General features: G+C 70.0%; 25 protein-coding genes and 1 pseudogene. 12 read left to right on the forward strand and 14 right to left on the reverse strand.

Translation table 11 applies throughout. The annotated features are described in order from the left end of the window. Positions 1-20 precede the first annotated feature (20 nt). Complete coding sequence (locus tag ACWD26_RS30595) at positions 21-1,067, reverse strand: DegT/DnrJ/EryC1/StrS family aminotransferase (RefSeq protein WP_451275191.1); 1,047 nt, start codon at positions 1,065-1,067, stop codon at positions 21-23. On the opposite strand from ACWD26_RS30595, the gene ACWD26_RS30600 reads away from it, so the two are divergent. Beyond that, positions 1,018-1,821: a hypothetical protein gene (locus ACWD26_RS30600; RefSeq protein ID WP_451275192.1), complete on the forward strand. Its 804-nt coding sequence runs from the start codon at positions 1,018-1,020 to the stop codon at positions 1,819-1,821. The genes ACWD26_RS30595 and ACWD26_RS30600 overlap by 50 nt on opposite strands. Before the next feature lie 207 nt (positions 1,822-2,028). Here the strand turns inward: ACWD26_RS30600 and hflX are convergent, their stop codons facing one another. The 6 genes from hflX to miaA all read right to left on the reverse strand — a co-directional run bounded on the left by hflX (position 2,029) and on the right by miaA (position 10,418). Next, positions 2,029-3,528 (reverse strand): GTPase HflX, encoded by a 1,500-nt coding sequence (hflX, locus tag ACWD26_RS30605; RefSeq protein WP_451275193.1) that lies wholly within the window; start codon positions 3,526-3,528, stop codon positions 2,029-2,031. Between the two features lie 248 nt (positions 3,529-3,776). Continuing rightward, a complete protein-coding gene (locus tag ACWD26_RS30610) occupies positions 3,777-5,258 on the reverse strand; it encodes a M1 family metallopeptidase (RefSeq protein WP_451275194.1) in 1,482 nt (493 codons plus the stop codon). 135 nt (positions 5,259-5,393) lie between these two features. After that, on the reverse strand, positions 5,394-7,559 hold the full coding sequence (locus tag ACWD26_RS30615; protein WP_451275195.1) for a RelA/SpoT family protein: 2,166 nt from the start codon (positions 7,557-7,559) through the stop codon (positions 5,394-5,396). Positions 7,560-7,856: 297 nt separating this feature from the next. After that, complete coding sequence (gene dapF / locus ACWD26_RS30620; protein WP_451275196.1) at positions 7,857-8,726, reverse strand: diaminopimelate epimerase; 870 nt, start codon at positions 8,724-8,726, stop codon at positions 7,857-7,859. 120 nt (positions 8,727-8,846) lie between these two features. Continuing rightward, on the reverse strand, positions 8,847-9,371 hold the full coding sequence (locus ACWD26_RS30625) for a hypothetical protein (RefSeq protein ID WP_451275231.1): 525 nt from the start codon (positions 9,369-9,371) through the stop codon (positions 8,847-8,849). Between the two features lie 108 nt (positions 9,372-9,479). Next, the gene (gene miaA / locus ACWD26_RS30630; protein ID WP_451275197.1) at positions 9,480-10,418 is read right to left on the reverse strand and encodes a tRNA (adenosine(37)-N6)-dimethylallyltransferase MiaA; all 939 of its coding nucleotides are present in this window, start codon (positions 10,416-10,418) and stop codon (positions 9,480-9,482) included. Positions 10,419-10,598: 180 nt separating this feature from the next. On the opposite strand from miaA, the gene ACWD26_RS30635 reads away from it, so the two are divergent. Both ACWD26_RS30635 and ACWD26_RS30640 read left to right on the forward strand, forming a co-directional pair. Further along, the gene (locus ACWD26_RS30635; RefSeq protein WP_451275198.1) at positions 10,599-10,868 is read left to right on the forward strand and encodes a hypothetical protein; all 270 of its coding nucleotides are present in this window, start codon (positions 10,599-10,601) and stop codon (positions 10,866-10,868) included. Between the two features lie 23 nt (positions 10,869-10,891). After that, on the forward strand, positions 10,892-11,221 hold the full coding sequence (locus ACWD26_RS30640; protein WP_451275199.1) for an antitoxin: 330 nt from the start codon (positions 10,892-10,894) through the stop codon (positions 11,219-11,221). A 78-nt stretch (positions 11,222-11,299) separates the two neighbouring features. On the opposite strand, the gene ACWD26_RS30645 is transcribed toward ACWD26_RS30640, so the two are convergent. The 3 genes and pseudogenes from ACWD26_RS30645 to ACWD26_RS30655 all read right to left on the reverse strand — a co-directional run bounded on the left by ACWD26_RS30645 (position 11,300) and on the right by ACWD26_RS30655 (position 14,185). Next, positions 11,300-12,013 carry a class III extradiol dioxygenase subunit B-like domain-containing protein gene (locus tag ACWD26_RS30645; RefSeq protein ID WP_451275200.1) on the reverse strand — a complete coding sequence of 238 codons (714 nt, stop codon included), beginning with the start codon at positions 12,011-12,013 and terminating at the stop codon, positions 11,300-11,302. A gap of 155 nt (positions 12,014-12,168) precedes the next feature. After that, positions 12,169-13,695: a tRNA (N6-isopentenyl adenosine(37)-C2)-methylthiotransferase MiaB gene (gene miaB / locus ACWD26_RS30650; protein ID WP_451275201.1), complete on the reverse strand. Its 1,527-nt coding sequence runs from the start codon at positions 13,693-13,695 to the stop codon at positions 12,169-12,171. Between the two features lie 95 nt (positions 13,696-13,790). Continuing rightward, positions 13,791-14,185, reverse strand: a pseudogene (locus ACWD26_RS30655) (pyrophosphohydrolase domain-containing protein). Between the two features lie 195 nt (positions 14,186-14,380). Here ACWD26_RS30655 and ACWD26_RS30660 point away from each other — a divergent pair. Next, positions 14,381-15,517 carry a peptidoglycan recognition protein family protein gene (locus ACWD26_RS30660; protein WP_451275202.1) on the forward strand — a complete coding sequence of 379 codons (1,137 nt, stop codon included), beginning with the start codon at positions 14,381-14,383 and terminating at the stop codon, positions 15,515-15,517. A 108-nt stretch (positions 15,518-15,625) separates the two neighbouring features. After that, on the forward strand, positions 15,626-16,624 hold the full coding sequence (locus ACWD26_RS30665; RefSeq protein WP_451275203.1) for a TAXI family TRAP transporter solute-binding subunit: 999 nt from the start codon (positions 15,626-15,628) through the stop codon (positions 16,622-16,624). 72 nt (positions 16,625-16,696) lie between these two features. Here the strand turns inward: ACWD26_RS30665 and ACWD26_RS30670 are convergent, their stop codons facing one another. After that, entirely contained in the window at positions 16,697-18,112 is a 1,416-nt protein-coding gene (locus ACWD26_RS30670) for an ATP-binding protein (RefSeq protein WP_451275204.1), read from the reverse strand. A gap of 9 nt (positions 18,113-18,121) precedes the next feature. Then, complete coding sequence (locus tag ACWD26_RS30675) at positions 18,122-18,808, reverse strand: response regulator transcription factor (RefSeq protein ID WP_451275232.1); 687 nt, start codon at positions 18,806-18,808, stop codon at positions 18,122-18,124. Positions 18,809-19,219: 411 nt separating this feature from the next. Here ACWD26_RS30675 and ACWD26_RS30680 point away from each other — a divergent pair, with 411 nt between their 5' ends. From ACWD26_RS30680 to ACWD26_RS30695, 4 genes are all read left to right on the forward strand, one after another. Further along, the gene (locus tag ACWD26_RS30680; protein ID WP_451275205.1) at positions 19,220-19,996 is read left to right on the forward strand and encodes an amino acid ABC transporter ATP-binding protein; all 777 of its coding nucleotides are present in this window, start codon (positions 19,220-19,222) and stop codon (positions 19,994-19,996) included. 80 nt (positions 19,997-20,076) lie between these two features. Next, positions 20,077-20,919, forward strand: a complete 843-nt coding sequence (locus ACWD26_RS30685) for a glutamate ABC transporter substrate-binding protein (RefSeq protein WP_451275206.1) — start codon at positions 20,077-20,079, stop codon at positions 20,917-20,919. Positions 20,920-20,995: 76 nt separating this feature from the next. Further along, on the forward strand, positions 20,996-21,661 hold the full coding sequence (locus tag ACWD26_RS30690; protein ID WP_451275207.1) for an amino acid ABC transporter permease: 666 nt from the start codon (positions 20,996-20,998) through the stop codon (positions 21,659-21,661). Next, positions 21,658-22,572, forward strand: a complete 915-nt coding sequence (locus ACWD26_RS30695) for an amino acid ABC transporter permease (RefSeq protein WP_451275208.1) — start codon at positions 21,658-21,660, stop codon at positions 22,570-22,572. The genes ACWD26_RS30690 and ACWD26_RS30695 overlap by 4 nt, the downstream gene beginning before the upstream one ends. A gap of 93 nt (positions 22,573-22,665) precedes the next feature. Here ACWD26_RS30695 and ACWD26_RS30700 read toward each other — a convergent pair whose 3' ends face one another. Then, complete coding sequence (locus tag ACWD26_RS30700) at positions 22,666-23,073, reverse strand: hypothetical protein (RefSeq protein WP_451275209.1); 408 nt, start codon at positions 23,071-23,073, stop codon at positions 22,666-22,668. 53 nt (positions 23,074-23,126) lie between these two features. Continuing rightward, positions 23,127-23,528, reverse strand: a complete 402-nt coding sequence (locus ACWD26_RS30705; RefSeq protein WP_451275210.1) for a hypothetical protein — start codon at positions 23,526-23,528, stop codon at positions 23,127-23,129. Between the two features lie 460 nt (positions 23,529-23,988). Between ACWD26_RS30705 and ACWD26_RS30710 the strand changes: the two genes are divergently transcribed. From ACWD26_RS30710 to ACWD26_RS30720, 3 genes are all read left to right on the forward strand, one after another. After that, positions 23,989-25,680 carry an FAD-dependent monooxygenase gene (locus ACWD26_RS30710; protein WP_451275211.1) on the forward strand — a complete coding sequence of 564 codons (1,692 nt, stop codon included), beginning with the start codon at positions 23,989-23,991 and terminating at the stop codon, positions 25,678-25,680. Between the two features lie 91 nt (positions 25,681-25,771). Continuing rightward, the gene (locus tag ACWD26_RS30715; RefSeq protein ID WP_316731559.1) at positions 25,772-25,858 is read left to right on the forward strand and encodes a putative leader peptide; all 87 of its coding nucleotides are present in this window, start codon (positions 25,772-25,774) and stop codon (positions 25,856-25,858) included. 78 nt (positions 25,859-25,936) lie between these two features. Further along, positions 25,937-26,476: a cysteine dioxygenase gene (locus ACWD26_RS30720; RefSeq protein WP_451275212.1), complete on the forward strand. Its 540-nt coding sequence runs from the start codon at positions 25,937-25,939 to the stop codon at positions 26,474-26,476. The last annotated feature ends 43 nt before the right edge of the window (positions 26,477-26,519 follow it).

Here is a 26,519-nt window from a genome sequence, read left to right on the forward strand (position 1 = left end):
GCGCGGTGCTGGAGGGGGTTTCACGTGGCCGTCCTCCTCCGTCCGGCGGACCAGTCGCGCAGTCGGCCGGCGTGGCGGGCCAGTCGGTCGAGTGCCTGGGGCAGGTGTTCCTCGGCGCCTGGGCGGAGCATCGCGGTGTGCGGGAGAACCACGGAGGAGTCGTACAGACGGGCGGAGTGCGGGAGTCGGGCCCGACGCGGGTCGATGGCTTCCCAGTACTCCTGGGACAGGCGGTGCCGGGGCTTGCTGTGCGGAAGGTAGGCGGGTGAGGCGTCGAGGGGGCGGTGGCCGGCCTCGACGGGGACGCTCAGTTCGGCGGCGAGGGCGGCGCGGACGGTCTCCACGGGGATGTCGCGCAGGAGGGTCGTGTCGGCATCGTACGACAGGGCCAGGGCGTAGCCGGGTGGCCGCTCGACCCGGGGAAGCAGGCGGGCGGGGCGCAGGAAGCCGTGGGCGAGCGCCGCTTCGCGCCAGCGGCGGGTGACCGCCTCCCGGCGTTCGCGTTGTTTGGCGAACCGGTCGCACTGGGCGAGCAGGATCGCCGCCTGCCACTCCGTCATCCGGTGGTTGCCGCCCTGCACGGGCCGCCAGCCCGGCGCTGAGCCCTCCGGTGCGCGTCCGCAGTCGCAGAGGCTGGACAGGCGCCCCGCCAGCAGCGGGTCGGCGGTGGCCACACAGCCGCCCTCACCCGCGGTGAGGGTCGCGCTCATACCGAAGTCGAAGCAGGACAGCGTGCCGACCGAGCCGGCGCCGTACCGCTCCCAGCGGGCGCCGTGCGCGTGGGCGCAGTCCTCGATCAGCGCGAGGCCGTACCGGGCGGCCAGGGCGGCGAGGTCGGACATGGCGCCGTAGAGGTGGACGGCGACGACCGCTCGGGTCCGTTCGGTCACGGCGGCCTCCACGGCGGCCGGGTCCAGGCACCAGGTGTCGGGGTCCACGTCGACCAGGACGGGCACGGCGCTCGCGTCGAGGATCGCGCCGACCGTCGCCGGACGGGTGAGGCCGGGGACGATCACCTTGTCGCCGGGACCCAGGCCCAGCGTCTCGCAGGCGAGTTGGAGGGACATCGCCCGTGCCCAGGCCGAGGACCGTGTCGTCGTCTATCTGAGCTGCCCGATCAGTTCGCGCGGCGGCGGTCACTTCCGGACCAACACCGAGATCGCGAACTTCGTGTCCCGCCGGTTGGCGTCCGAGCGGGGCGAGCGGTTCTTCGTCGTCAACCCGGCCGCGTATCAGCTGGAGTCGAAGGAGGGCACCGGCCTGGTGGCCCGGCACATCCTCGAACTCGCCCGGGAGACCAACCGGTCGCTAACGTTGGATGACCTCATGGCCACCGCCCGGCCGACCGGCGGCGACTACATGCGCATGTGGACCCGTGTCCTCGCCGAGGACCACTACCTCACGGACCCGCCCGGCCCGCCCGGTCGGCCCTCGCGCCAGAAGCTGCAGCTCGGCGGCCTCTTCGACGCGTTCTACTTCCTCGGGCCCGAAGACGTGCACGGCTTCTTCCGAGCGGACTCGGGCGGCGGCGGTGCGCTGGTGGCGGCGGTGGAGGCGTACTTCGCCCGCAAGTACGCCATCGACCCCGACTTCTGGACCGACTTCGGCGCCCTCCCGGGCCCCGACGGCACGCGGCGCCCGCTCGATCTCACCGATCCGGACGACGCGGCGGTCTGGGAGGCCCGGCGCAAGGAGTTCGTGCGCTTCTACACCGTGCGCGCGGGCGGCTCGTACAGCCTCGGCTGCCACAACGAGTGGAACATCCTCGTCCGGCTGAACAAGGCACGTGCCGACACCCCGCCTACGGCCCCGGTGAGCTGATCGCCGCCTACTACGGCGGACGCGCCCGCTCGATGGCCGAGAGCGAGGTGGAGACCTTCCCCGGTTACGAGGTCAAGGAGAAGACCACGTAGCGCGGGGGACGGACGGGGGTGTGCGGGGACACCAAGCGGCCGGTGTCCCCGCGCAGACCGAAGGCCCGCCCCTCGGCGGAGGGGGCGGGCCTTCGGGTACGGCTGGCTACGACGGTCAGGCCGTGGTCGCCGCCGGGACGTACGGTGCCAGGTCCGCGGCCAGTTCCTCGTGCACCCGGGCCTTGAGCAGCGTGCCCTCCGGGGTGTGCTCCTCGGAGATCACCTCGCCCTCGGTGTGGGCGCGGGCGACGAGCTTGCCGTGGGTGTACGGCACGAGCGCCTCGATCTCGACCGAGGGACGCGGCAGCTCGTTGTCGATCAGGGCGAGCAGTTCCTCGATGCCCTGGCCCGAGCGGGCCGAGACCGCGATGGAGCGCTTCTCGATCCGCAGCAGCCGCTGCAGCGTCAGCGGGTCGGCCGCGTCCGCCTTGTTGATCACCACGATCTCGGGCACGTTCGTCGCGCCCACGTCACGGATGACCTCGCGCACGGCGGCCAGCTGCTCCTCCGGCGCGGGGTGCGAACCGTCGACCACGTGCAGGATCAGGTCGGAGTCGCCGACCTCCTCCATCGTGGAGCGGAACGCCTCGACGAGGTGGTGCGGCAGGTGGCGTACGAAGCCGACGGTGTCCGCCAGCGTGTACAGCCGCCCGCTCGGGGTCTCGGCCCGGCGCACGGTCGGGTCGAGGGTGGCGAACAGCGCGTTCTCCACGAGTACGCCCGCGCCGGTGAGGCGGTTGAGCAGCGAGGACTTTCCGGCGTTCGTGTACCCGGCGATAGCGACCGAGGGCACCTTGTTCCTGCGGCGCTCCTGGCGCTTGATCTCGCGGCCGGTCTTCATCTCCGCGATCTCCCGGCGCATCTTCGCCATCTTCTCGCGGATCCGACGCCGGTCCGTCTCGATCTTGGTCTCACCGGGACCACGGGTGGCGAGGCCGCCGCCCTTGCCGCCGCCCATCTGCCGGGACAGCGACTGACCCCAGCCTCGCAGTCGCGGCAGCATGTACTGCATCTGCGCGAGCGCGACCTGCGCCTTGCCCTCTCGGGACTTGGCGTGCTGGGCGAAGATGTCGAGGATCAGGGCCGTACGGTCGATGACCTTGACCTTGACGACGTCTTCGAGGTGGATGAGCTGGCCCGGGCTCAGCTCACCGTCGCAGATGACGGTGTCCGCGCCCGATTCGAGGACGATGTCCCGCAGCTCGTTGGCCTTGCCGGAGCCGATGTAGGTGGCCGCGTCCGGCTTGTCGCGACGCTGGATCACGCCGTCGAGCACGAGCGCGCCCGCGGTCTCCGCGAGGGCGGCCAACTCGGCCAGCGAGTTCTCCGCCTCCTGTGAGGTTCCCGTGGTCCAGACACCGACGAGTACGACGCGCTCCAGGCGGAGCTGGCGGTACTCGACCTCGGTGACGTCCTCGAGCTCAGTGGAGAGGCCCGCGACACGGCGCAGAGCCGCGCGGTCGGAGCGGTCGAACTGGTCGCCGTCCCGTTCTCCGTCGATCTCGAAGCTCCAGGCGACGTCCTCTTCCATCAGGGCATCGGCCCGAAGACCTTCGGGGTTGTTCTGCGCGAAGGCGCGCTGTGCGGCCTGGGAAGGGGAAGAAGAGGAGGTCATTGGGTCCTTACGTCGAGGGGATACCGAAGGGTGACGGATCACGACCCGTCACTGGCGACAACGCCCGGGGCTGCCGGGAGATTCCCGTCGCCGGCTCGAAGATGGTCGCACGGCACGCCCCGTCTCGTCACCCGGGTTATTCCCGTCCGCGCCGAAGCCACACCCGCGCGGCCCCCGCGCACCGCTGCCGCGGGCGCCCCCGCCCACCGCTTCCGGTGGGGCCCCCACCGCTTCCGGGCCGAGCCCGCCTACCCCTTCGCCGAGGCCCGCACCGGAGCCTGCTTCCAGTCCGGGTGCCCCGGCATCGGCGGGGTCTTCTCCTCGTACAGCCAGGCGTGGAAGAACGCGGTCAGGTCGCGTCCGGCGAGCCGGGAGGCGAGTTCCTGGAAGTCGGCGGTCGAGGCGACGCCGTCCCGGTGGATGGCGACCCAGGTCCGCTGCAGGGCGTCGAAGGCGGGGCCGCCGATCTCCTGGCGCAGCGCGTACAGGAAGAGCGCGGCACCGTCGTAGACGTTCTCCCGGAAGATGCCGACCTTCTGGCCGTTCTTGGGCTCCTTCGGTGCCGCGGGCGGCCCTCCGGCGGCCCGCCAGCGGTCGGAGGCGCCGTAGGCGGCCTTCATACGGGCCTCCACGGTCTTCCCGGCGGTCTCCTCGGCGTACAGGGCTTCGTACCAGGTGGCGTGTCCCTCGTTGAGCCACAGGTCGGACCAGGTGCGGGGGCTGACGCTGTTGCCGAACCACTGGTGGGCCAGCTCGTGCACCATGATCGACTCGACGTACCACTTCGGGTACTCCGGCCGCGTGAACAGCTCTTTCTCGAACAGCGAGAGTGTCTGCGTCTCCAGCTCGAACCCGGTCTGCGCCTCGGCGATCAGCACGCCGTACGTCTCGAAGGGGTACCGGCCGACCTTGTCCTCCATCCACGCGATCTGGGCGGGGGTCTTCTTGAGCCACGGTTCGAGCTTCCCGCGGTCCTTGGCGGGGACCACGTCACGTACGGGCAGCTCGTGGGGCCCGGTCCGGTGGAGCACGGCGGAGCGGCCGATGGAGATCTGGGCCAGCTCGGTGGCCATGGGGTGCTGGGTGCGGTAGGTCCAGGTGGTGGCCCCGCGGACGCGGTCCGTGCCGGTCGCCAGGCCGTTGGAGACGGCCGTGTAGCCGTCGGGCGTGGTGACGCGGACGGTGAACATGGCCTTGTCGGAGGGGTGGTCGTTGCAGGGGAAGACCGCATGCGCCGCGTCGGCCTGGTTGGCCATCGCGAGCCCGTCGGCGGTCCGCAGCCAGCCGCCCTCCTCGTCCCCGGTGTACACGGGGTCGCTGGTGTGCCGCACCGTGATGCGCGTCCGGCTCCCCTCGGGCAGCGGCGCCCGGGGGGTGATCACCATGTCCTCCCCGGCGCTCGTGAAGGCGGCGGGTTCGCCGTCGACCTCGACGGAGCGCACCTTTCCGTGCGTGAAGTCGAGGTTGATCCGTTCCAGAGGGGAGGTCGTCCGGGCGTCGATCTTGGTGACGGCCGTGAGGGGCTCGCGGTTGCTGCCGGGGTAGATGAAGGAGAGGTCGTACGACCGCACGTCGTACCCCGGGTTGCCGAGGTGAGGGAAGAGCCGGTCGCCGATGCCGAGGGGCACGGCGGGTGAGGGGGCGCTCGCGGCGATCAGACAGACGGAGACGGCGGGCGCGAGCAGCGCCGACCGGACGCGGCGGCTCCTGGAGAGTGGGATGAGCGGCATGGATCACCGCTACCAGCGCGGCCGTGCTCCGCGCCGCCGACGCGCAGCGGTCCCACCCGAACGAGCGGCCCACCATCCGCCGAGCCGCCCCCTACCCGCTCCGCCCGCGAAGTCGGTGCCCGGCGGCCCCCGGGGTCAGTGCGCGCCCGCCGTCTGGTGCTGGGTGCGCCCCACGTCGTACACGCCGGGGACGTTCCGCATGGCCCGCATCAGGACCGGGAGGTGGGCGGCGTCCGGGAGTTGCAGCGTGTAGGTGTGCCGGACGCGCTGCTGGGTCGGGGGTTCGACGGTGGCGGAGACGATGTCGACGCCTTCGAGGGCGATGGCCTCGGTGAGGTCGGCAAGGAGGTGGGGCCGCTGGAAGGACTCGGCGACGAGAGTGACCCGGAACTCGGTGGTGTCCCCCCAGCGCACGTCGGTCTCCGGGCGCCCCAAGCCCTTCATGCGTGTCACGGCGGCGCATTCGACGCGGTGCACCGTCACCACTCCCCCACGGACGGCGAAACCGGTGACCTCGTCGGGTGGTACGGGCGTACAGCAGCCGGCGAGGCGTACGTTCGCCTCGGGCCTGTCGACGACGACCACGGCGTTCGCGGTGTCGGAGGCGGCGGCGGACTCGTCGAGGGCGGGGCGGAGGGCGGGCGTCTCGTCGTCGCGGCCGCCGTCGCGCTCCCCCTGCTCGTCGTCGGCGGGCGAGGGGTGGGTGGCGAGCCAGCGCTGGATGGCGATGCGCGCGGCAGGCGTGTGGGCGTGCTCCAGCCACTCTCTGGAGGGCTCGGAGGCCGGGTCCTGACCCATGAGGAGCTGGACGGTGTCGCCGTCCCTGAGGACCGTGCTCAGCGTCGCCAGGCGGCCGTTGACGCGGGCGCCGATGCAGGCGTGCGCGTCCTCGCCGTACTGCGCGTACGCCGCGTCCACGCAACTGGCGCCCTCGGGGAGCCCCAACGCGCCCCCGTCGGGCCGGAAGACGGTGATCTCGCGGTCCTGGGCGAGGTCCTCGCGCAGGGTCGACCAGAACATGTCCGCGTCCGGTGCCGCCTCCTGCCAGTCGAGGAGCCGGGAGAGCCAGCCGGGACGGGTGGGGTCGACACGCTCGCCCTCGCCGCCGGCCCGTTCCCTGTCGGTCTGCTCCTCGGAGGGAGCGGCGTATGGATTGCCCAGGGCGACGACGCCGGCCTCGGCGACCTTGTGCATCTGGTGTGTGCGGATGAGGACTTCGGCGACTTGGCCGTCGCCACGCGCGACGGCCGTGTGGAGCGACTGGTACAGGTTGAACTTCGGTACGGCGATGAAGTCCTTGAACTCCGAGACCACGGGCGTGAGGCAGGTGTGCAGTTCGCCGAGGACGGCGTAGCAGTCGGCGTCCTCGGCCACGAGCACCAGGAGCCGTCCGAAGTCGGTGCCGCGCAGTCGTCCGCGTTTCCGCGAGACCCGGTGCAGGGAGACGAAGTGGCGTGGCCTTATGAGGACTTCGGCCTGGATTCCCGCCTCGCGCAGGACGCCGCGCACCTCGTCGGAGATCTCGGCGAGCGGGTCGCTGTCCTGCGCCGCGTTGTCCGCGATGAGTTCGCGTGTGTGGGCGTACTCCTCGGGGTGGAGGATCGCGAAGACGAGATCCTCCAGTTCGGTCTTGAGCGCCTGGACACCCAGCCGTTCGGCGAGCGGGATCAGTACGTCCCGGGTGACCTTGGCGATGCGTTCCTGCTTCTCGGGGCGCATCACGCCGAGGGTGCGCATGTTGTGCAGCCGGTCGGCGAGTTTGATCGACATCACACGGACGTCGTTGCCGGTGGCGACGAGCATCTTTCGGAAGGTCTCGGGTTCGGCGGCTGCGCCGTAGTCGACCTTCTCCAACTTGGTGACGCCGTCGACGAGATAGCAGACCTCCGCGCCGAACTCCTCGCGCACCTGATCGAGGGTCACATCCGTGTCCTCGACGGTGTCGTGGAGCAGAGAGGCCGTCAGGGTCGTGGTCTCCGCGCCGAGTTCGGCGAGGATCAGGGTCACGGCGAGCGGGTGCGTGATGTACGGCTCACCGCTCTTGCGCATCTGACCGCGGTGCGAGGACTCCGCGAGGACGTACGCCCGGCGCAGCGGCTCCAGATCGGCGTCGGGATGGTGGGCGCGGTGTGCCTCGGCGACATGGCTGATCGCGTCGGGCAACCGGTCGCGGGTCGTCGGGCCCAGGAGTGCGGCGCGGCCCAGACGGCGCAGGTCGATACGAGGTCGACCCTTCCTGCGGTGCGCTGTGGGCGGCGCAGGGGCGGGCGATACGGCGGGGTTCGTGGCCTCCGCGCTCATGGGCACCTCCGGCTGCGTGGACCGGCGGACGGGTGCCCCAGGGCGTGCGGCGGCTCAGGGATCGTGTCGTTCCCCCGTCCGTGCCGGTGCTTGATGCTACCGAGCCCACCACGCCCGTCCGACCGCCTCTCGCCGAGCGTGAAACGGATCACCCATTCGAGCGAAGGTTCCGAGGTTTACGGTTTCGAGCCACCGCACCCGGGGTGTGCCATGGATTCACCCTTCTGAACGCATGACGGGCTTGGATCCCTACGGCGCCCACGCCCCGGATGCCACCATCCCAAGCCCTACCACACCTCAACGCGCAGCGTTTTCCAGCCACTTGGGATCGATCTCGCCCTCGGCGACGATCACCGCGGGGCCGGTCATCTCGATCTCGCCGTCGGGCCGTTCGGTGATCACGAGCGTGCCACCGAGCACGTCGACGGTGTACGTCACCGGGGCACCCGTGACGGCCGGGTCGATGCCGTCACGGCGGGCGGTGGCCACGGCGACGGCGCAGGCGCCGGTGCCGCAGGAACGGGTCTCGCCGGAGCCGCGCTCGTGGACGCGCATCGCCACGTGCCCGGGGCCCCGGTCGACGACGAACTCGACGTTCACGCCGTCCGGGTAGGCGGAGGCGGGACTGAAGGGCGGCGCCGTGTACAGGTCGCCGGCGTCCGCGAGGTCGTCGACGAACGTCACCGCGTGCGGGTTGCCCATGTTCACGTTCCGCGCGGGCCGGCTGTGCCCGCCGACGCTCACCGTGACGTCCCCTTCGGGGAGGCGAGCGCGGCCCATCCCGACCGTGACGTCGCCGTCCTTGTCGATGTGGACCTTCTTCACGCCTCCGCGCGTGGCCACGGTGAGGTCGCCCTCGGTGACATGACCGGCGTGCAGGAGGTAGCGCGCGAAGACCCGGACGCCGTTTCCGCACATCTCGGCGATCGATCCGTCGCCGTTGCGGTAGTCCATGAACCACTCCGCCTCGGCCGCCAGCTCCTTCGCCTCGGGGTGCGCGGCGGACCGTACGACGTGCAGCACGCCGTCGCCCCCGATGCCCGCGCGCCGGTCGCACAGGGCGGCGACGGCGGCCGGGGAGAGGTCGATGACGTTCTCGGGGTCCGGGACGATCACGAAGTCGTTCTCGGTCCCGTGCCCCTTGAGGAAGGCGATCCGCGTGCTCATTCCTCGATCGTACGGGAGCGCTCCGCTGGGTTGGCCGACGGGAGAGCCTGCGGGTGGAGGGTTCCGCGCGGGTCTGTTCGTGGCTGGTCGCGCAGTTCCTCGCGCCCCTTACGGGGCGCTCTAGCGGAGCCGTGCCACTCGCCAGACTGCCAGGAAGGCCACCGCGGCCACGATCAGGGCGTAGGCGAGGACGAGGCGCCAGTCCGGGCGGCGGCCGGAGCCACGGGCAGGCAGGCCGGGCCACGTGTAGCCGACCCGGCGGGCGGCCATCATGCCCCAGCCGGCCGCGGTGGAGCAGATCAGCAGACCGAGCATGGCGACCACGGCGCCGCCGTCCCCGAACTCGAAGGCGAGCGGGAAGGCGAACATCAGGGAGCCGAGCGCGGCGAGACCCACGATGGGCGCGAGCTGCCAGAGCCGCAGTCTGCGCTGCGGGCGCAGTTCGACCTCGACCTCCGGGCCGGACATCTCGTCCGGTTCCGGTCCGTCGTCGCTCACGCCACCGGGAGCCTGGTCCTCAGGACCGTCGGGGCTCAGCGGGTCGCCGTCGGGATCCAGTCCGTACCCCTCGGTAACCAGCTGCTCCGCGTCCTCCGCGGTGTCGTGCTCCGCGCCTTGTGCGGTGTCGCGAGGGCCGGCCTCCATCGCCACGCGCCCTCCCAACTCGGACTCCACTTGGTCGATCGAAGCTCGATGATGGCACGCTCCCGGAGGCCGGGATGACCGCCGGGGCGACCCGATGCCATGACGTGATCAGGCTGTAACCGGTCGTTCGACCAACGCCAGTGCGAGCTCCGGGAGTTCCGTCAGGTCGGCGAGCCCCCCCTTGAGCCAATGCACCCGCGGGTCGCGCCTGAACCATGAATCCTGACGGCGCGCGAAGCGCTTGGTGGCACGCACGGTCTCGGCACGCGCCTCGTCCATGGTGCACTGCCCGGCGAGCGCGGCGAGGACCTGCTGGTAGCCGAGCGCACGCGACGCCGTACGCCCCTCGCGCAACCCCTGCGCCTCCAGTGCGCGCACTTCCTCGACCAGTCCGGCGTCCCACATGCGGTCGACGCGGCGGGTGATGCGCTCGTCGAGTTCCGGGCGCGCCACGTCGACACCGATCTGGACGGTGTCGTAGATCGAGTCATGGCCCGGCAGGTTCGCCGTGAACGGCTTTCCGGTGATCTCGATCACTTCGAGGGCGCGGACGATCCGGCGGCCATTGCTCGGCAGGATCGCGTGCGCTGCCTCGGGGTCGGCGGCGGCGAGCCGGGCGTGCAGCGCGCCGGAGCCGCGCAGCGTCAGCTCCTCCTCCAGCCGGGCGCGGACCTCGGGGTCGGTGCCGGGGAACTCCAGGTTGTCGACGGCCCCGCGGACGTACAGCCCGGAGCCGCCCACCAGGATCGGCCAGCTGCCCTCGGCGAGCAGGGCGTCGATGCGCGCGCGGGCGAGCCGCTGGTACTCGGCGACGCTGGCGGTGACGGTGACGTCCCAGATGTCCAGCAGATGGTGCGGGACTCCGCCGCGCTCCCCGGGGGTCAGCTTGGCTGTGCCAATGTCCATCCCCCGGTAGAGCTGCATGGAATCGGCGTTGACGACCTCACCGCCGAGGCGCTGGGCCAGGAAGACACCCAGATCGGACTTTCCGGCCGCGGTCGGTCCGACGACGGCGATGACCCGCGGAGGGGGGACTGCGCTACTCACCGCCCCAGTCTCGCAAATGCCGGGCCTCTTCTCGAACGAGCTACGTGACGCGAGGGGGCCGGGGTCGTTGCGTGTTGCGAGTTCGAAGCGCCGGATTCGAGTGCCGGCGACCCGGGTGACGCAATGGGACGCTCCGGGAGAGCGCGGGAATTAACCCGCATGATTAGCATTGAGGTTGATATGGGCGTTTTTTCACTGTTCCGTCGTAAGGCGAAGGACGCGGACGAGACCGGCGTGACGGCACCCGCGCCGACCCCCGAGACGGAGGCGGAGGAGTCGGACGAGGCGAAGGGATCGACCGAGACCGCCCAGCCCGAGGCCGAGGCCGAGGAGGAATCGCCGGAGCCCGCGGCGGAGGACGTCGACGCGGCGGACGACGTGGAGATCCCCAAGCAGCAGACCGCCGAGCAGGCGGCCGACAACGAGGCCAGTGAGAGCGCCCGCAAGTGACCGACCCGCGCGGAAGGTGAACCATGGGCCTGATGGATAATTTGAAATCCAAACTCACCCCGGCCAAGGACAAGGTCTCGCACCTCGCGCAGAAGCACGAGGACAAGATCCAGCACGGTCTCGACAAGGCCGCGCACACGGTCGACAAGAAGACCAAGGGCAAGTACAGCGAGCGGATCCAGTCGGGCACGGGCAGGGCGAAGCACGCCATGGACCGACTCGCGCACAAGGACGACGACGGCGGCATCACGCCCCCGCCTCCGGGTGGCGGTCACACACCCCCGTCCGCGGGTGGCGGTCCCACGCCCCCGTCCACGGGCGGGGGCACCACGCCACCGCCTCCGGCTTCCTGAACACGTTCACATCGTCGGACGGCCGCGGAGCACCTCATACTCCCGGCCGTCCGCCGTGTCCGCCCCGCCGTGTCCGGTCTACGACCAGGCGGCCACGAGGTAGCCAACGCCGTACGGCGCGTCGTCGTACAGGAGGCTGCCACCCAGACCGGCGTCCTCGGCGGCTCCGGCCAGGATCTGCCAGGGGGCGCGGCCGGAGGCCTTCAGCTCGTGTGCCGGCTGGACGTCCAGCGCCTTCAGGGCGGCGACGTCTGCGTCGGCGAGCGCACGCGCCACCGAGGCGTCGAAACCGGCCGAACGGTCGTCCAGATACCCCGGGGCCTTCACCGTCCGGCACGCGCTGGCGTCGCCCATCACCAGCAGGGCCACCCGCTCGGCCGCCCCGGCGATGTCCCGTCCGACTTGGATACACCGCTCGACGGCGAGCGGTTCCGCCACGCCGAGCCCTTCCACGGGGGCGTCGGCCCAGCCGGTGCGGTCGAGCAGCCAGGCGGCGACGGCGAGGGAAGCGGGCAGCGCGGCCGGCGAGTCCGGCGGGCCCGCCGGCCCACGTCCCAGGCGAACGTCGAGGTCCACGCCGAACCCACGGAAGGAGCCTCGTGAACCCTCCGGATACGCCCCGTCCTGCCCGGCCGGACCCACAACCACCAGGCGATCGGGCCGAGCCGCGGCAAGCACCCCGAGCGCATCCGCACAGGCGTCCCGGGCCGGGCCCAGCTCAGGCGCGGCCCCTGCGGCGACCTCGGGCACGAGCAGCGGCGGGCATGGGCACACGGCGGCGGCTACAAGCATGGTCCGCAGGGTAACGCCGCGCCCCGCCAGAGGCGCGGGGAAGTGCGCGAACGCCCCCACACCCCAAGCACCCGCAGCCCGCGAACGACGCTGACGACGCTGACGACGCTGACGACGCTGACGACGCTGACGACGCTGACGACAAGCTGAACCCGCTACGGACCGACGGCGCACCCACCGGTCGTGGCCACCGGCAGCGGTTCCGGAACCCCGATCTTCGGCAGCCCCAACATCACACCCGCCGACTTCTCCGCAGGCGCGGCGTTCCGCTTCTCCCAGGCGTCGCCCGCGCGCGTGCGGCGTACGTCGAGGACGGCGCCCTCGGCGAGGAGGTGATGCGGGGCGGCGTACGTGATCTCGACGGTCACGACGTCACCGGGGCGGACTTCCTGGTCGGGCTTGGTGAAGTGGACCAGGCGGTTGTCGGGGGCGCGGCCGGAGAGGCGGTGCGTGGCGCCGTCCTTGCGGCCTTCGCCCTCGGCGACCATCAGCTCCAGGGTGCGGCCGACCTGCTTCTTGTTCTCCTCCCAGGAGATCTCCTCCTGGAGGGCGACGAGGCGCTCGTAGCGCTTCTGGACGACCTCCTTGGGGATCTGGTTCTCCATCGTGGCGGCGGGAGTGCCGGGCCGCTTGGAGTACTGGAAGGTGAAGGCCTGGGTGAAGCGTGCCTCGCGGACCACGTGCATCGTCTGCTCGAAGTCCTCCTCGGTCTCCCCGGGGAAGCCCACGATGATGTCGGTGGTGATGGCCGCGTGCGGGATGGAGGCGCGGACCTTCTCGATGATCCCGAGGTAGCGCTCCTGGCGGTAGGAGCGGCGCATGGCCTTGAGGACCGTGTCCGAGCCGGACTGGAGCGGCATGTGCAGCTGCGGCATCACGTTCGGCGTCTCGGCCATCGCGGCGATCACGTCGTCGGTGAAGTCGCGGGGGTGCGGGGAGGTGAAGCGGACCCGCTCCAGGCCGTCGATCTTCCCGCAGGCCCGCAGCAGTTTGCTGAAGGCCTCACGGTCGCCGATGTCGCTGCCGTAGGCGTTCACGTTCTGGCCGAGCAGGGTGATCTCGGAGACGCCCTCGGCGACCAGGGCCTCGATCTCGGCGAGGATGTCGCCGGTGCGGCGGTCCTTCTCCTTGCCGCGCAGGGCCGGGACGATGCAGAACGTGCAGGTGTTGTTGCAGCCGACCGAGATCGAGACCCAGGCGGCGTAGGCGCTCTCGCGGCGGGTCGGCAGAGTGGAGGGGAACGCCTCCAGTGACTCGGCGATCTCGACCTGCGCCTCGTCCTGGACGCGGGCGCGCTCCAGGAGGACGGGCAGCTTGCCGATGTTGTGCGTGCCGAAGACGACGTCGACCCAGGGCGCCTTCTTGACGATGGTGTCCTGGTCCTTCTGGGCCAGACAGCCGCCGACGGCGATCTGCATTCCGGGCCGGGCGTTCTTCATCGGGGCGAGGCGGCCGAGGTTGCCGTAGAGACGGTTGTCGGCGTTCTCGCGTACGGCGCACGTGTTGAAGACGACGACATCGGCGTTGCCCTCGCCGGCGTCCTCGGGTGCGCGCACGTACCCGGCCTCCTCCAGGAGACCGGACAGGCGCTCGGAGTCGTGGACGTTCATCTGACATCCATAAGTACGCACTTCGTATGTCTTGACGCCCACTGCCTGACTCCGGTCGCTGCTGTTGGTCACTCCGTAAGCCTAAGGCAGCCCCCGGGGAGCCCTCGTCCCCAGCGCGACGGTCCCTCGGCCTGGGTCAGGCCGGGGCAGGCGCGGCGGCCGGGGGCTCACCCGGCCCATCCCTGCCCGCGCAGCACGGCGGACACGTCGGGCGCCCGGTAGTGGTCTCCCTTGAGCACCTTGCCGTCGGCCCGGCGCGCGACCCTGCCGTCGGGGCCCAGCTTGGTCATGTTGGAGCGGTGGATCTCGGCGATCACGGCGTCGAGGTCGATGCCGTGGACGAGGGGGTGCCGTAGGCCACGTACACGACGTCGGCCAGTTCGTGCGCCAGCCGGTCGAGCGGGCCGTCGACCGCCACCTCGGCGACCTCGGCGGCCTCCTCGGCCAGCAGCTCGGCCCGGTGGGCGGCCAGCTCGGGCGAGACCTCGGTGGGCGTGGTCCGGGCGTCGAGGCCGAAGGCCTGGTGGAACTCGCGGACCAGGCGAGCGGGAGAGGAACTCATCCGGCGACCCTATCGACCGACCGTCCCGCCCCGACAGTTCTGTCCCTCGCGCACGGTCATGACACGCCAAGTCCCTCTGCGTCATGGACCTTTGACGCTACGTCAGTGCAGGGGGGCGCTGGTGGAAGCGGTGACTCCCCTCCGTACTCTCCGTTGTGTCTTCAAGTACCACCCCGAGCGATTGAGGACCCAACCGTGAGCGTTCCCCCCACCTCCCCCACCCACCGGGCCAAGTCCCGGGTGACCCGTCGTGCCGTGATCGGCGCCGCCGGCGCGGTCGCGGCCGGTGCCGTGATCACGCCGACCGTGATGGCGACGACCGACTCAGGTTCCGCGGACACCGGCACGCAGGACATCAAGGCCGGCACCACGACCGAGACCTTCCCGAAGACGCGCAGCGAGGCCGCCACCGGCGAGGCGCCCGTCGAGACGGCCTTCCCCATCGGTTACGTGGGGGTCCGCTGGGGCGGCACCGACGAGACCACCGGCGGCGGCATCCGGCTGCGGGACGCCGACGGCGGCCCGGGCGCCTGGCAGTCGCTCGGCGACGGCGGCTGCTCGGTGGCCAACGGCGGTGGCGTGCTGCTCGCCGCCGACCGGGCCGCCGGCTACGAGCTGAAGGCGCCCGAGGGGGCCACGGGTCTGCGCTCGCTCGCGGTCGACACCCAGGACGGCCCGGAGCGGAAGGTGACCGTCCCGTCCGACCCCACCCGCGTCCGGGGCGTCCAGTACCTGACGCGGGCCGCCTGGGGTGCCGACGAGTCGCTGCGGTTCAAGGCGGACGGCACGGAGAACTCGCCGACCGCGTTCTACCCGTTCCAGACGATCACCGTGCACCACACCGCCATGGCGAACGACGACCCGGACCCGGCCGCCACGGTCCGCGCGATCTACCACCTGCACGCCATCACCAACGACTGGGGCGACATCGGCTACCACTTCCTCATCGACGAGGAGGGCCGCGTCTACGAGGGCCGCTACTCCGGCGACGACGGCCTGCCCGCGCACGACGCCGACGGCAAGGTGGTGACCGCCTTCCACGTCGGCGGCTTCAACTCCGGCAACCTCGGCATCGCGCTCCTGGGCACCTTCACCGAGCAGGGCCCGAAGGAGGCCGCCCGCGACTCGCTGACCCGGCTGGTGAAGGTGCTGGTCCGGCAGCACGGCGTCGACCCGCAGGCCCGCGTGACATACACGAACCCGGTCAACGGCACGCAGAAGGAGGTGGCGGAGATCAGCGGACACCGGGACTGGATGGAGACGGAGTGCCCCGGCGAGGTCATGTACCAGGAGCTGGAGCGCCTCCGCACGGCGGTGGCCACCGGCCGCTGACCCGTCTCCCGGCGGGCCGACGAAAAGCGGCCCGCTTTTCGGGGGCACGGGGCTCCGGATTCGTCCGGCCCTGGCCGCCCGCCGGGTGACCTGGCAGGATCTCGTCGCATGGTCCAGGTACTCCCCCGCATCGGCAAGCGGCACGCGCTGCTGGGCTCGGTGGCCTCGCTGGTGGTCCTCGGACTGCTGGCGTGGTGGCTGTGGCCGCGCGAGGAGCCCCCGAGCGGTGCGATCACGCTCACCACGGGAGCCGACCGGGGCGTCTACCAGGAGTACGGCACCCGGCTGCGGAACGCCATCGCCGGGGACATGCCGGGTCTACGGGTCCAGCTGATGCCCAGCAACGGCTCACAGACGAACGTCCGCCGGGTGGCCACCGGCCAGGCCGACTTCGCCATCGCCGCCGCCGACGCCGTACAGACGTACATCGACGACGACCGGCCCGGAGCCGACAAGCTGCGCGGCGTGGCCCGGCTGTACGACGACTACGTGCAGCTGGTCGTCCCCGCCGACTCCACCATCCAGAGCGTCCGGGAGCTGAAGGGCAAGCGGGTGGCCGTCGGGCCCGAGGGCTCCGGCGTCCGGCTGATAGCCGAACGCCTGCTGGCGGCGGACGGACTGGACATCGACAAGGACATCGACGCGCGGCGCGACACCATCGGGACGAGCCCCGACGCACTCCGCACCGGCAAGATCGACGCCTTCTTCTGGTCGGGCGGCCTGCCCACGAAGGGGCTGACCAACCTCGCGGTGCAGGAGAAGTACGACTTCCGCTTCGTCCCGATCCGCAGCGACCTGGTGACGAAGCTGCACGACCAGGGCGGTGTCTTCAGCCACTACCGGGCGTCCGTGATGCCCGCGGACGCCTACCCGACCATCCTCACCAACTCCGTGCCCACTCTCACGGTGGCGAACCTGCTGATCACCCGCGAGGACATGGACCCCCGGCTCACCGAGTGGCTGACCCGTGTCGTCCTCAAGAGCCGGGACAACATCGGCGAACACGTCCACGCGGCCCAGGTGGTGGATCTACGCACCGCGATCTATACGGACCCGCTGCCGTTGCACAAGGGGGCGGGGGCGTACTACCGGTCGGTGAAGCCGTAGCCCGGTGCTCTGGGAGGGGCGAGGCCGCGTCCGTCAGGTCAGGGAGCCTCCGGAAGGCGCTGAAGCCGTTGCTCAGGCCGGTGGGCGCGACCTGGGCACCGTCACCGTCACCCGCAGCCCGTGCGGCTTGTGGTGGGCGTACGAGATGGAACCGCCGCCCGCCGCGATGAGCGCCCGGGAGATGGAGAGCCCGAGGCCCGAGCCCTTGATGTTCTGGTGTGCGGTGCTGCGCCAGAAGCGGTCGCCGACGCGTTCCAGTTCCTCGTCGCTGAGGCCCGGTCCGCCGTCGGTGACGACGACCGTGGAGACCTCACCGTTCGAGGTGACCCGGACCTCGACGCTCTCCCCGGCGGGCGTGAACTTCAGCGCGTTGTCGATCACCGCGTCCAGAGCGCTGGACAGGGCGATGGGGTCGGCCCAGGCGGTGGTGGCCGGGCAGGCGCCGGTCAGCGTCACGCCCTTGTCGTCGGCCAGCGGTGACCAGGACGCGACGCGCTCGGCGGTCAGCTCACCCACGTCGATGAGCCGCAGATCGGACTCCGCGTGCTCGGCCAGCGCGAGGTCGAGCAGGTCGTCGAGGACCTGGGCGAGGCGCTTGCCCTCGGTGCGGACGGAGGCGATCTCCTCGTTGCCCTCGGGCAGTTCGAGCGCGAGCAGGTCGATACGTAGCAGCAACGCGGCGAGGGGGTTGCGCAGTTGGTGGGAGGCGTCGGCGACGAAGGCGCGCTGCTGCTCCAGAACGTCCTCGACGTTGTCGGCCATCTCGTTGAACGACCGTGCCAGACGCCGGAGTTCCGGCGGCCCGCCGGCCGCCGCGACGCGTGACTTCAGGCGCCCGGAGGCGATGGCGTGGGTGGTGACGTCGAGGACGCGCACGGGCTTGAGGACCCAGCCCGTCAGACGGAGCGCGGCACCGACGGCGAGGAGCATCGCGGCGGCCTCACCCGCGCCGATGATCAGCCAGCCGCGCAGGATCTTCCAGCGCATCTGGTCCGTGGGCGAGTCGGTCACGACGGCCGCGACGACGTCACCGTCGTGGATGACGGGGGACGCGACGACGAGCCGGCCGCCACGCTGCCAGGGCCACACCTGCGCGGGGTCGTGCGGGCGGCGTCCCAGCAGCGCCTCGTCGAACGCCGCGAGACCTTCGCCCTCGCTGGGCACACCCCACTCGTAGGGGGCGTTGGCCATGGGTGCCTGGTCGTCCTCGCGGTAGAAGACGCCGGCCTTGATGCCGTACACGCTGTAGTACTGGTCGAGCTCCCGCTGCAGGGTCTCGCGGCGGCCGTCCGTGGTGTCCACCCGGGATCCGCTCGGGCGCTCGGTGACGAACTGGGCGAGGGCCGCGAAGCGCGCCGTGTCGTCGATGCGGTCGACGACCACCTCCTGTTGGCGCGCCGCCGCGAGGCTCACCGCCAGCGGGATGCCGAGTGCCAGCAGCACGGCGGCCATCAGGACGATGAGCAGCGGAAGAAGACGAGTGCGCACGCGGGCACGCTACGGCGTCGGGGCGACCAGCCGGTACCCGACCCCGCGCACCGTCTCGATCAGGGCGGGCATCCGCAGCTTCGACCGCAGCGAGGCTACGTGCACTTCCAGGGTGCGGCCGGTCCCCTCCCAACTGGTCCGCCACACCTCACTGATGATCTGTTCCCTGCGGAAGACCACGCCGGGCCGCTGGGCCAGCAGCGCGAGCAGATCGAACTCCTTGCGGGTCAGCTGGACGACTGAGCCGTCCACGCTGACCTGGCGGGTGGGCAGCTCGATGAGCACGGACCCGAGGCGCAGTCCGGTGTCGCCGGGAGCCGCGGTCTCGTCGGGGGCCCGACGGCGGGCGACGGCGTGGATACGGGCGAGCAGCTCGCCGGTGTCGTACGGCTTGACCACGTAGTCGTCGGCGCCGAGGTTGAGGCCGTGGATCCGGGACCGTACGTCGGAACGGGCCGTCACCATGATCACCGGGGTGCTGGTGCGCTTGCGGATCTTGCCGCAGACCTCGTATCCGTCCTGGTCGGGCAGGCCGAGGTCGAGCAGGACGACGCCGAAGCCGTTCCCCTCCGGGACGAGCGCCTGGAGCGCCTCCTCGCCGCTGCGGGCGTGGGTGACGTCGAAGCCGTGCCGGGCCAGGACCGCGGACAGGGCGGCGGCGACGTGGTTGTCGTCCTCGACGAGGAGCAGCCTCATTCCGGCCCCTTCCTGGTGCATCAGTCGTTCCTGGTGCACCGGTCGGTCTCGGTGCATCGGTCGTTCCTGGTGCATCGATCGTTCTTGGCGCATCGGTCGGTCTTGGTTCGCCGACCGCACGTTCTCGGTCATACGTACGGTCTCGGCTGGCACACATTACGCGCACGAATAGAGTGGGCACGCGCTTTCGTACCCGTTCGCAGTCACACTGATGAGTGAGGACGCCGTCAAGGCCGTACGGGTTCCGCGCCGGTTCCGTTACGGAGCCGAAATGCCCCGCGGAGCCCCGCTACGGGCAGTGCCTGCCCGGCTACCAGATCGTTATGCTCAAACTTCCCTCAGATGTAATGACGCTGGTCGCCGAGGGTCACTACTGTCCTCCGAAACCGAGGAGGACGGAGCCAGAAAGCGATGACCGAAGTTTCGGTGGTCAAGGACGCGGTGCCCGCGGCCGACGACCTGGTCGTCCTGAAGAGCGTCAACAAGCACTTCGGCGCGTTGCACGTACTCCAGGACATCGATCTCACGATCACCAGGGGCGAGGTCGTCGTGGTGATCGGACCCTCCGGGTCCGGTAAGTCCACCCTGTGCCGCACCATCAACCGGCTGGAGTCGATCGACTCCGGCGACATCCAGATCGACGGCAAGCCGCTGCCCGCCGAGGGCAAGGCGCTCGCGAAGCTGCGGGCCGATGTCGGCATGGTGTTCCAGTCGTTCAATCTCTTCGCGCACAAGACCGTGCTCGAGAACGTGATGCTGGGGCAGCTCAAGGTCCGCAAGGCCGACAAGAAGAAGGCCGAGGAGAAGGCCCGGAGCCTGCTCGACCGGGTCGGTGTGGGCACCCAGGCGGACAAGTACCCCGCACAGCTCTCGGGCGGTCAGCAGCAGCGTGTCGCCATCGCGCGGGCGCTGGCCATGGACCCCAAGGTCATGCTCTTCGACGAGCCGACCTCGGCGCTCGACCCCGAGATGATCAACGAGGTCCTGGAAGTCATGCAGCAGCTCGCCCGGGACGGCATGACCATGGTCGTCGTCACCCACGAGATGGGCTTCGCCCGTTCGGCCGCCAATCGGGTGGTGTTCATGGCGGACGGCCGCATCGTCGAAGAGGCTGTGCCGGACCAGTTCTTCAGCAACCCCCGCAGCGACCGGGCCAAGGACTTCCTGTCGAAGATCCTGCACCACTGACGGCGGTCCCTGGGTCCCCGTACGACCCACGTCGCCCGCACTTGCACGGCCCGCATTCTTACCAGAAAAGGATGTTCACCATGAAGCTCCGCAAGGTCTCAGCCGCCTCGGCCGCCGCTCTCGTCCTCGCTCTCACGGCCACCGCTTGTGGTGGTGACAACGGTGACGGCGAGAGTGGCTCGGGGTCCGGTGGCGGCAAGAAGATCACCGTCGGCATCAAGATCGACCAGCCGGGCCTCGGCCAGAAGACCCCGGACGGCTACTCGGGCTTCGACGTCGACGTCGCCACGTACATCGCCAAGGAACTCGGCTACAACGAGGACCAGATCGAGTGGAAGGAGGCGAAGAGCGCCGACCGCGAGACCATGCTCGATCGCGGTGACGTCGAATTCATCGCCGCCACCTACTCGATCACCCCGGAGCGCGACGAGAAGGTCGACTTCGCCGGTCCGTACCTCCTCGCCCACCAGGACGTTCTGATCCGCGCCGATGACGACTCGATCAAGCAGCCGGAAGACCTGAACGAGAAGAAGCTCTGCTCGGTCACCGGTTCCACCTCGGCGCAGAACGTCAAGGAGAAGATCGCCCCGAAGGCCGACCTCCAGAACTACGGCGGCTACTCCGAGTGCCTCACCGGTCTGGAGAACGAGGCCGTCGACGCGCTGACCACCGATGACTCGATCCTCGCCGGTTACGCGGCGCAGGAGCAGTTCAAGGGCAAGTTCAAGCTGGCCGGCTTCAAGCTGAGCAACGAGAACTACGGCATCGGCGTCAAGGAGGGCAGCGACCTCAAGGCGAAGATCAACACTGCCCTGGAGAAGATGGTCTCGGACGGTTCCTGGGAGGAGGCCGTAAAGGCCAACTTCGGCCCGGCGAACTACAAGAACGAGCCCGCGCCGAAGATCGGCGACATCGTCAGCTGACCCAGGGCGACTGTGTAGGCGCGCCGCCGTCGCGGCGGCGCGCCGCGCCCTCCCCTACGCGGAAGCGCGGGAGATCGTGTTCGACTTTCTTGAAGGTTATAACCTGCTCGGGGCCTTCTGGACGACGGTACAACTCACCGTCCTCTCAGCCATCGGCTCCTTGATCTGGGGCACTCTGCTGGCCGCCATGCGGGTCAGCCCCATTCCCCTGATGCGCGGGTTCGGCACCGCCTATGTGAACGTGGTGCGGAACATCCCGTTGACGATCATCATCGTCTTCACCAACCTGGGCCTCTTCTCCACCCTGAGCATCGATCTCGGCGGGGAGCGGTTCGAGACCATCAACTTCCGGCTCGCCGTGCTCGGTCTGATCGCCTACACGGCGGCGTTCGTGTGCGAGGCGCTGCGCTCCGGGATCAACACCGTGCCGGTCGGCCAGGCCGAGGCGGCCCGCGCCATCGGGCTGAAGTTCAGCCAGGTACTGGGCCTGGTAGTGCTTCCGCAGGCGTTCCGTTCGGTCGTCGGGCCGCTGGCGAACGTGCTGATCGCCCTGACCAAGAACACCACGGTGGCCGCCGCGATCGGCGTGACAGAGGCCGCGCTCCTGATGAGAGAGATGATCGAGAACGAGGCCCAACTCCTCCTTATCGCGGCCATCTTCGCGTTCGGGTTCGTCTGCCTCACCCTCCCGACCGGTCTGTTCCTCGGCTGGGTGAGCAAGAAGGTGGCGGTGAAGCGATGACTTCGGTCCTCTACGACGTTCCCGGCCCCAAGGCCAAGCGGCGGAACGCCATCCTCTCGGTGCTGTTCGTAGCCGTCCTCGCCGTCGTGCTCTGGTGGGTGTACCTCAAGCTCGACGAGAAGAACCAGCTCGCCTGGGAGAAGTGGTCGCCCTTCTTCACGGGCACCGAGGTCTGGTCCACCTACATCTGGCCCGGCCTGGAGAACACCCTCATCGCGGCCGCCCTCGCCATGGTCATCGCCCTCCCGCTCGGTGCGGTCTTCGGTATCGGGAGGCTCTCCGACCACCGGTGGGTGCGGTGGCCCTCCGGGGCTGTGGTGGAGTTCTTCCGCGCGATTCCCGTGCTGATCCTGATGCTCTTCGCCAATGCGGTGTTCGCCGAGTACACCGACGTCAGCCAGGATGACCGCCCCCTCTACGCGGTGGTCACCGGCCTCGTGCTGTACAACGCGTCGGTGCTAGCTGAGATCGTGCGGGCCGGCATCCTGGCCCTGCCGAAGGGCCAGTCGGAAGCCGCGATGGCGATCGGCCTGCGCAAGAGCCAGACCATGCGCTCCGTACTGCTTCCGCAGTCGGTCACGGCGATGCTGCCCGCGATCGTCAGCCAGCTGGTGGTCATCGTGAAGGACACCGCGCTCGGCGGGGCGATGCTCAACTTCTCCGAGCTGCTGGCTTCGGTCCGTCCGATGAGCTCGTTCTACGGCGCGAACACGATCGCCAGCTTCACCGTCGTAGCCGTCATCTTCATCGCCCTCAACTTCGCGCTCACCACTTTCGCGAGCTGGCTGGAGGGCCGGCTCAGGAGAAGCAAGAAGAGCACGGGCGCAGTGGTCGGAGCGGAGATGATCGACGACCTCGAAACCGTGGGGCACGCCCCACCGACCGAGCCGCAGGGCGACATCAAGTCGTAACTCCGAGGCCTTCCGTAAAACCCCGGGGAGGGCAGTACACACGGTGTACTGCCCTCCCCGGGGTTTTACTCGGTCAATCTCCGGGTCACTCAATCACTTGATGGGCTTCACCGAGATGCTGGAGGTATCTCCACTCATGGAAATGGTGATGCCGAGCGTGACGTTGGCGTTCCGTTTGCCGATGATGCTCACGACAGCCGTCTGGTTGCAGCCCTCCACGGTCGTCTCATCATCCATGTACCCACCTCTGGGGTGAGCCACAGCGATTCGTACCCGCCATTCCATGCACCCCTTGTAGGTCACACGAAAGTAGTGGTTCCGTGTGTTGGCCATCATCAGGCTGCGGTACTGCCTGTCCGAGTACCTCCACTTGGTCGGGAGCGCACCGACGCCGACAGTCCCCTTACGCGTGCCGAGATAGACAGCATCGACGTCGTCGGCTGCGGCAGGCATCGCCGAAAGGCCAGCTGCGACAAGGCCGAGAGCGATACCCAGAGTCATCAGCCTTGCGCGTACACAACAGCGCACCGCCGTCATCATTCGCCCGCGCCAGATCATGCCGGGTACTCGCCCCACTTCCATGTCCACCTGTCATCGAAGTCTTCACCGATGTAATAGTTGATGACGACGGAGGCGACGAATCTCTGACACCTCTTCTTGGAAGGCAGAGTTTTCATCTGCGTCGCAAGCGGCGCCCTCCCCATCGTGTTCCTGTCGTAGACCTTCTTTACCGGATCCCCGCAGAAGATCTGGCCTCGAAGCTTCAACACTCTTGATTTACAGCCGGGATTTGTGTGGAACCACGCCTTCAAATGCACCCTCGATCGGGTCGTGTCATATCGGATTTTTAGCTTTGGAGAGGTGCAACCAGCGGCCGCCGCAGGGGGTGCGGCAGCGAACATGGTCGACGCCACCAACACGACACCGGCCACTGCGACGGAGCCCCGTCTGGTCATGTAGTGCAGCGGACTCGCAAGCAACGACAAACCCATTCCCCTCGCCCTTCGTACGCATCGGTGTTCCAACTGGATGAATTCGCAAATTCCCAATGAGGAACGCAGGGACAAGGATGCACCGTACAACCGTGATGGGCCGCGTTCAGCTATGGCGTGCACCATGCACTCGCGCCCTACCGCCCTTTCCACGCCTCGTTGAGCCTCGCTCGCACGATTGTTTCAAGGCGTCCCGGGTCGCTCCGTACTGACGGGGCCTGCCGTTCGCAGAAGCTTCAGCCACGAGAGCCCTGAAGGCCTGGGCGAAGCGACTTGTAGGACAAAGACCTGGTCGCCACCCCCTCCGTCGCTTGACGCAAGCACCGGCAATGGGTTGCATACGTTCTGTGATCGTGCACCCTGCTCCAACCTTCTGTTCATCCACGTCCGCCGGGGCGTCATGTCGGGCAGGGAGCGCCGCGCCGTGGACCCGGTGATCATCGTCGGAGCGGGGCCCGTGGGGCTCACGCTCGCCCTGGCGCTGGCGCGCCAGGAGGTGCCGTCCGTGGTCCTGGACGAGGGGCCGGGGAAGGACGAGCAGCGGCTCGCGCGGACGGTCGTCCTGCACGACGACACGGCCGGTCTGCTGGAACGGTTGTCCGGCGTCCCGCTCACCGAGGCCGGCTGCCGCTGGGCCGGATGGCGGTCGATGCGGCGCAAGCAGGTGATGCGTCGCGTCCGGTTCGGGGAGGACGACTTCGAGGACTCCGCGGTTCCGGCCCGGGAAGGCGCAAGGGGTGGGCGCGGCGGGCCCGAGGACATCGTCGAGGGCTCCTCAGACCTCCCCCCGCTGCACATCGCCCAGCACGTCCTGACCGCCGCCCTGCGCGACGCCATCGCCGGCGAACGGCTCGTCAAGGTCGCCGTGGAGGGCCGGCTCGACGCGATCGAGCAGGAAGCCTCCGGCGTCACCGCCCACACCCGCGGGCCCAAGAGCACCTGGTGGCGGGGCAGTTACCTCGTCGGCTGCGACGGTCCGCGCTCGACGGTCCGCAAACTCCAGGACATCCGCTTCCCCGGCCGTACGGCGGTGGAACGGCACGCCGTCGCGGCGCTGCGCGCGGAACTCCCCTGGCCCGGCGAAGCGTTGCTGCACCGGATGCCACCGTGGCGGACCTCCGGCCCGTCCGGCGGCGAAGTGACCGCACGGCCGCTCGACGACGGCGTGTGGCGTCTGGACTGGCTCCTGCCGCCGGGCAAGGACCTGGTGACGCCGGAACTCCTCGTGGCCCGCGTCCGCGAGACCCTCGCGGGCTGGACGGGCGGCTCCACCCCGCCGTACGACCTGCTGGACACCGGTGTCCACACCGTGCACCACCGGCTCGCCCGGCGGTGGCGGGTCGGCCGGGTCTTCCTCGCCGGGGACGCCGCGCATCTGCTCGGGGCCCTCGGCACCCAGGGCCTCGACGAGGGGCTGCGGGACGCCGACAACCTCGCCTGGAAACTCGCCCTGGCCTGGCACCACGGCCCGCACGAAGCGCTGCTCGACAGCTACCAGGCGGAGCGCCGCGCGGTCGTCGCCACCCGGCTGCGCGCCGCCGACCAGGTGCTGCCCCTGCTGCGCGGCGGCAAGGGCCTTCGCTCGTACGTCCCCGGCTCGACCCGGGGCCATGACGCGTTGCTCGCCGACGGTCACTTGGGGCGTGGTGCACTGGGTGCGCCGGGGACGTACGCCGACTCCCCGCTCATGCCTCCGCCCGCCGCCTCCGAAGCTCCTGTCCACACACTGCCGGGCGCCCAGGTCGTCGATGTGGAGGTGACCGCCGAGGACGGTTCCTTCGTTCCTCTGCGGGACCGGCTCGGGCGCGGGGCGCTGCTGGTGCTGCTGGTCGCGCCGGGTACCGGAGTGTGGGAGCGCAGGCACTGGATGAGCGCCGGACTCATGCCCCGCCTCGCGGCCGCGGTCGCCGCCCTGCCACGCCCCGCCGAGCTGCTGGTCGCCGAGAGTTACCCGGGCGCCGCGGCCCACACCGTCCTCCTCATCCGCCCCGACGGTCACCTCGTCACCGCCCTGGCCGGCGTACGCCCGGCCGACCTGTACACGGCGGCGGAGGCGACGCTGGGCGGGGCGAGGCAACAGCCCGAGAGCGCGGAGGCGGCCGCCGGTTCCCGCTGAAACGCCGGACTCTCCGGGCCGCGCCGTCACTGTGTGTCCACATAGTGACGGTCAGTTGACCGCTCCGCGCTGTCATGGTGTACTCCGGACCGTGACCGACACCTCTACGCGCCTGTGGCGGAGGGTCCATATGGACCTCGTCCGCTATGCGGGTTGCGTGTGTCGTCCGTCCTGCTGAACTCGCATCCCTCTTCTTTCGCGCGCGCCGCCTGTCTGCCGCCGCGCGCCCAAGCGAACGCAATTCAGGACGGTACCCGTGTCTGTGTCCCCCGTTGTTCCTCCCACCTCCGCGCCGGCCGTCTCCGCCCCCACGCAGGCGGAACTGCTCGGCTTCGCGCGTCGAACCGCCGCCGACGCCGAGTTGATCGCCTCGCTCCCCCTCGACCCCGAGGGCCGCACCTGGGTTCGACTCGAAGGTCCCGGCGGCAGCGAGGCGTGGCTCATCGGCTGGCCGCCCGGCACCGGGACCGGCTGGCACGACCACGCCGACTCGGTGGGTGCCTTCGTCACCGCGGCGGGCGAACTCAAGGAGTACTCGCTCGCCGCCCGGCTGCCCACCGACGGCTGGAAGACCCTCGAACTCACCGAAGGCGTCGACCGCGAACGTCAGCTGCCCGCCGGAAAGGGCCGCTCCTTCGGACGCCACCACGTCCACGAGGTGCTCAACGAGTCCACCGACGAGCACGCGATCTCCGTCCACGCCTACTACCCGCCCCTCCCCCGCATCCGCCGCTTCAGCCGCACGGGACAGGTGCTGCGCCTGGAGCACGTGGAGCGACCGGCCGACTGGCAGTGAGCTCGGGGGACACTGGCCTGACGAGGAGCGTGAACGGCAGCCC

The sequence above is a fragment of the Streptomyces sp. NPDC002787 genome, from assembly GCF_053592095.1.

Excerpts from the sequence above, each read along its gene's own strand:
- ACWD26_RS30695 (WP_451275208.1), top strand. The coding sequence starts at position 21,658 with ATGACTTCGGTCCTCTACGACGTTCCCGGCCCCAAGGCCAAGCGGCGG.
- ACWD26_RS30640 (WP_451275199.1), top strand. The coding sequence starts at position 10,892 with ATGGGCCTGATGGATAATTTGAAATCCAAACTCACCCCGGCCAAGGAC.
- ACWD26_RS30635 (WP_451275198.1), top strand. The coding sequence starts at position 10,599 with ATGGGCGTTTTTTCACTGTTCCGTCGTAAGGCGAAGGACGCGGACGAG.
- ACWD26_RS30700 (WP_451275209.1), bottom strand. The coding sequence starts at position 23,073 with ATGACTCTGGGTATCGCTCTCGGCCTTGTCGCAGCTGGCCTTTCGGCG.
- ACWD26_RS30685 (WP_451275206.1), top strand. The coding sequence starts at position 20,077 with ATGAAGCTCCGCAAGGTCTCAGCCGCCTCGGCCGCCGCTCTCGTCCTC.
- ACWD26_RS30675 (WP_451275232.1), bottom strand. The coding sequence starts at position 18,808 with ATGAGGCTGCTCCTCGTCGAGGACGACAACCACGTCGCCGCCGCCCTG.
- ACWD26_RS30645 (WP_451275200.1), bottom strand. The coding sequence starts at position 12,013 with ATGCTTGTAGCCGCCGCCGTGTGCCCATGCCCGCCGCTGCTCGTGCCC.
- ACWD26_RS30705 (WP_451275210.1), bottom strand. The coding sequence starts at position 23,528 with ATGACCAGACGGGGCTCCGTCGCAGTGGCCGGTGTCGTGTTGGTGGCG.
- ACWD26_RS30665 (WP_451275203.1), top strand. The coding sequence starts at position 15,626 with ATGGTCCAGGTACTCCCCCGCATCGGCAAGCGGCACGCGCTGCTGGGC.
- ACWD26_RS30615 (WP_451275195.1), bottom strand. The coding sequence starts at position 7,559 with ATGAGCGCGGAGGCCACGAACCCCGCCGTATCGCCCGCCCCTGCGCCG.
- ACWD26_RS30595 (WP_451275191.1), bottom strand. The coding sequence starts at position 1,067 with ATGTCCCTCCAACTCGCCTGCGAGACGCTGGGCCTGGGTCCCGGCGAC.
- dapF (WP_451275196.1), bottom strand. The coding sequence starts at position 8,726 with ATGAGCACGCGGATCGCCTTCCTCAAGGGGCACGGGACCGAGAACGAC.
- ACWD26_RS30610 (WP_451275194.1), bottom strand. The coding sequence starts at position 5,258 with ATGCCGCTCATCCCACTCTCCAGGAGCCGCCGCGTCCGGTCGGCGCTG.
- ACWD26_RS30680 (WP_451275205.1), top strand. The coding sequence starts at position 19,220 with ATGACCGAAGTTTCGGTGGTCAAGGACGCGGTGCCCGCGGCCGACGAC.
- hflX (WP_451275193.1), bottom strand. The coding sequence starts at position 3,528 with ATGACCTCCTCTTCTTCCCCTTCCCAGGCCGCACAGCGCGCCTTCGCG.
- ACWD26_RS30625 (WP_451275231.1), bottom strand. The coding sequence starts at position 9,371 with ATGGAGGCCGGCCCTCGCGACACCGCACAAGGCGCGGAGCACGACACC.